General features: G+C 38.2%; 1 protein-coding gene. It reads left to right on the forward strand.

Annotated elements, in window-relative coordinates; genetic code table 11:
• The first annotated feature begins 35 nt into the window (after positions 1–35).
• Complete coding sequence (locus EGI31_RS25585) at positions 36–1,154, forward strand: PepSY-associated TM helix domain-containing protein (protein ID WP_255037130.1); 1,119 nt, start codon at positions 36–38, stop codon at positions 1,152–1,154.
• The last annotated feature ends 95 nt before the right edge of the window (positions 1,155–1,249 follow it).

Genomic DNA, 1,249 nt, shown 5'->3' on the forward strand with positions numbered 1-1,249 from the left:
TTCGTCTAAGTATCAATTATAAATTTTGATAAGTTTTGAATTTCAAGAAAATCATCCAAAAACTACACCTCTGGCTCGGTCTAAGCACCGGGCTGGTGGTGTTTATAGTGAGCATAACAGGCTGTTTGTATGCATTTCAAAAAGAAATTCAGGATGTCACTCAGACTTTCAGGTTTTCGAAAATAGAAAATCGAGAAATTTTACCACCCTCCGCCTTTGAAAATGTAGCACGAAAGGCATTACCAAAGGCTCACCTTCATGCCATCAATTACCCAGGAAAAGGCAGAAGTGTAGAGGCCATATTTTATGGTTTTGACCCCGAACATTACTATATCATTTACCATAATCCCTATACCGCCAAGATACTACAAGTACAAAATATAGAGGAAACGTTCTTTCATTGGGTTCTTAACGGACACTATTATCTTTGGTTACCTCCTAAAATTGGGCAACCTATTACCTCTTATTCCACACTAATTTTTGTATTTATGCTTATTACAGGTATTATTCTCTGGTGGCCAAAGAACAAAGCTGCCGCTAAACAACGGTTTTGGTTCAGATGGAAAGACGCTACTCAGTGGAAACGCAAGAATTACGACCTCCACAATATCCTTGGATTTTACAGTTCTACATTATTGCTCATTATCGCTGTGACAGGTATTTTCTTTGGTATACAGTGGTTTACTTACCTCATTTATTCAGCTACCGGGGGTGAAAAAGAACTACTTTTTACCGAACCCATATCACAAAAACCCATTACAACATCTTTCAAAAAACCTGTCGCGGATTTGGTTTGGGAAAAGATGAAAAAGGAACACCCTAATGCACTTTCTCTTGAAGTCCACGCCATTGAATCAGATTCATCTACAATTGGGGCAAACGTAAACACAAAGGAAGATATGTATTGGAGCACAGACTATCGGTATTTCGATCAGTACACATTAAAAGAAATACCAGTTAAGCACGTATATGGTAGACTAAAAGACGCAAAATTCGCAGACAAACTAATAAGGATGACTTACGATATCCATACGGGCGGTATATTGGGCTTTGCGGGTAAGATCCTTGCATTTTTATTGTCCTTGGTGGCTGCAAGTTTGCCAATTACTGGATTTATGATTTGGTGGGGACGAAGAAATAAAGTAAAAGCATGAACGGAGACATATACAATAAAGCCCAAGTTATTTTAGACAAAAAGATAGAAGAAAAAGGCCTTAGAAAAACACAAGAACGCTACAGGATCCTGAGA

Origin of the sequence: Lacihabitans soyangensis (genome assembly GCF_024343775.1) — a bacterium.
In the GTDB taxonomy this organism is placed as follows: domain Bacteria; phylum Bacteroidota; class Bacteroidia; order Cytophagales; family Spirosomataceae; genus Leadbetterella; species Leadbetterella soyangensis.